Genomic DNA, 2,983 nt, shown 5'->3' with positions numbered 1-2,983 from the left:
CCGGCCGCGCCCCCGGCGGCGCCCCCGCGGCTCACCGCCGACCTGACCGCCGAGGCCGCCTGGCTGGCCGAGGTGAGCGCGGCGTTCGCCGGCTCCCCGGTGGTGGCCGCCGTCCGCCGCCGCAGCCGCGCCGAACTGCAGGCGGCCGGCGCAGCCGGCTCGCCGGACACCACGGGCCCGTCCCCCGCCCAGCCCTGACCGGTCGTCGTCGAGCTGGAGCACGATGGCCCGGTCCGTGCCGCCGTTGGCCCAGGGCCTCTGTTACGGATCTTGTCGGATCAGCGCGCGGCTCCCCCAGCCTGGCGGCTGGGTGGCGCCCGGCTGGGCTTGCCGGCGGATCGTCCTCGTACCGGGTCGTACATGGATGGTCCGCCGGTGCGTCCGTGGGGGCACCTCCCGGCCGAAGGCTGGGGGACTCGCGCGCCCGGCAAGATCCGTAAGGGAGGCCCCACCCCCCGGGCGACCGCCCTCCGCCCATCTCCTGCCCCACATCACCCCATTGCCCCTCCCCAGTCGCACCGGACGTCCGCAATTCATCTCAGCTGCATGCCGCTTCCGCACAGTCCGCGCGAACACTCCACTGATGGCTCATCAGACCGGGTCGGAGCCGTGATTGGCTGCTGAGAGCAACCAATCGACTCCACCTTGTCATTCATCTCAGTTGACAGGCCCCACCCACCAGACCATCCTGGACAGGGCCTGGCTGACGCACTGTCAGCTCATCTCGGAGGAAGGCAACCGTCCGATGAAGGGCCGCACCGTCCTGCTCGATCACCACCACCGCTGGGTCCGGGCACCGCACCAGGCCGCCCGGATCGAGGCCCGCTCCCGGCTGACGCTACCCCCGGTGCTCGCCGAGGTGAACGCCCACCGGCGGCTCGGCGGCCCGTACACCGCCGCCGGCGCGCTGCTGCGGGCGCTCCGGCCGGACGCGCTCGCCCGCCGCCCCGAGCTGCTCGCCCGGCACCGGGCCACCCTGCGGGCCGTCGAACCGCCGGCCGGCCCGTTCCACGCCGACCGGCCAGCGGACGGGCCGAGCGACCTGCCCGACGAGGCACCCGTCGACGGTCCACCGCCGCGCCCCGCGCTCTGGACCCTGCGGATCGCCCACGGCCTGACCGACTTCCTGCTCGCGCACCTGCCCACCCTGGGCGGCGGCCCGCGCACCCTGGTGATCGACGAGCTGCACCAGGCCGACCCGACCGACCAGGAGTGGGTCGGCGTGCTGGTCCGCCGGGTCGACCCCGCGCTGCTCACCGTGGTGGTGACCACCGGCACCGAGCCGCTGGCGCCGCCGCCCCGCCGAACCGGCCCGCCAGTAGCCCGGCCCGACCGTCCGGCAGCGGACCCGGCGAGCCGCCTGGAGCGCGCCCTCACCGACTGCACCGACCGCCGGGACCACCACCTCGCCGCCGCCCCCGCGCTGCTGGCCGACCCGGCCACCAGCTACGTCACCGGCGACGGCACCACCGACGACCCGCAGCAGCTCGCCGCCTACCAGGCGCTCACCCCGCGGCAGCGGGCCGCGCTGCACGACGCCCGGCACGCCGAGCTGTCGCGCACCGCCGCCGACCACCCTGCGCTCGCCCTGGGTGCCCTGGTCTGGCACGCCGAGCACGGCGGCGACCCGCTCGGCGCCGGCCTGCCCGCCCTGCGCACCGCGCTGGAGCACTGCACCGCCAACGGCTTCCACCACGCCGCCGCGGACTACGGCGCCCGGGCGCTGGCCCTGCTGGACCACCACGACCCGACCCACCATGCCGACCCGGCCCACCTCGACCCGAGCCACCCCGACTCGACCCACCGCGACCCGACCCACCACGCCGCCCGGCTGCCCGCCGACCCCTGGTGGCCGTTCCTGGCCGGCGCCGCGCGGGCCTGCGTCGGGCTGGGCCGCCCCGACACCGCGCTGCGCCTGTACGAGCGGGCCCGCGCCGACAGCGCCGCCCCCGAGGTGCAGGTGCCCGCGGCCGCGGCGATCGGCCTGCTGCACACCCACTACCCCGCCCTCGACCAGCAGGCCCACGCCCCCGCCCTGGGCTGGCTGCACCAGGCGCTCGGCGGCGTCCCGCTGCTCGCCGACCCGGCCGAGCGGGCCCTGCTGACCGCCGAACTGCTGGACTCGCTGGCCCTGTTCGAGACCCGTCGGGGCCGCGGCACGGCCGCCCTGATCCGGCTGGACCAGGCCGTCGCCACCCTGACCACGGCGTTCGGCGGCGCCGGTCGACCCGGCCGGCTGGCCCGGCTGCACCAGCACCGGGCCCGGATCCTGACCGGCCTGGACCGGGACCGGGAGGCGCTCACCGCCTGCGACCTGGCGGTCGGCCTCGACCCGGAGGACGCCGAACTGCGCTTCGACCGGGGCTGCGTGCGGCACCGGCTCGGCCAGGCCCAGGCGGCGCTGGCGGACTACGACCGGGTGCTGCGGCTCTCCCCGCCGTTCCCCGAGGTGCTCGGCAACCGGGCCGACGTGCGGGCCGCGCTCGGCGATCCGGCGGGCGCGGTGGCCGACTTCGGGCGGCTGCTGGAGCTGGACCCCGGCAGTCTGGACGGCTACCTCAACCGGGCCGCCGTGCTGGCCGAGGCGGGACGGACGGCGGAGGCCTGGCGGGACCTGGAGACCGGCCTGCGACTGGCCCCGACCCACGTCGAACTGCTCTGCCTGAAGGGCCGGCTGCTCACCGAGGAGGGCCGACTGCGGGAGGCGGTCGCGGCGCTGAGCACGGCGCTGGCGGTGGATCCGGAGTACCCGCAGGCCTGGGCGCTGCGCGGACTGCTGGCCCGGCGCCAGGGCGACCTGCCGGCCGCCGTCGCCGACCTGCGCGCGGCCCGGGCCCGCTCCGCCGACCCGGAGATCGCCGCCGCCCTGGCCGCCGCCCTGGCGGAACAGGAGGCCGCGGACCGGGTCGGCGGCGAGCAGGCGGCGGACGTCAGCGGCGAGCGCGCGGCCGAGGTCGGCGGCGAGCGGGACGCGCACCCGGCC

General features: G+C 77.7%; 1 protein-coding gene and 1 pseudogene. Both read left to right on the top strand.

Features of this window, described 5'->3' with window-relative positions:
* A pseudogene (locus ACQRUO_RS39135) lies at positions 1–198 on the top strand (hypothetical protein); the annotation flags it as partial.
* Positions 199–745: 547 nt separating this feature from the next.
* Positions 746–2,983: tetratricopeptide repeat protein (locus ACQRUO_RS39130; protein WP_428320955.1), on the top strand; the 2,238-nt coding region annotated here is incomplete at its 3' end.

Source organism: Kitasatospora sp. LaBMicrA B282 (assembly GCF_050325825.1).
GTDB lineage: Bacteria > Actinomycetota > Actinomycetes > Streptomycetales > Streptomycetaceae > Kitasatospora.
The sequence above is the reverse complement of the archived record's forward strand: the minus strand, read 5'-3'. Positions and strand labels throughout refer to the sequence as shown.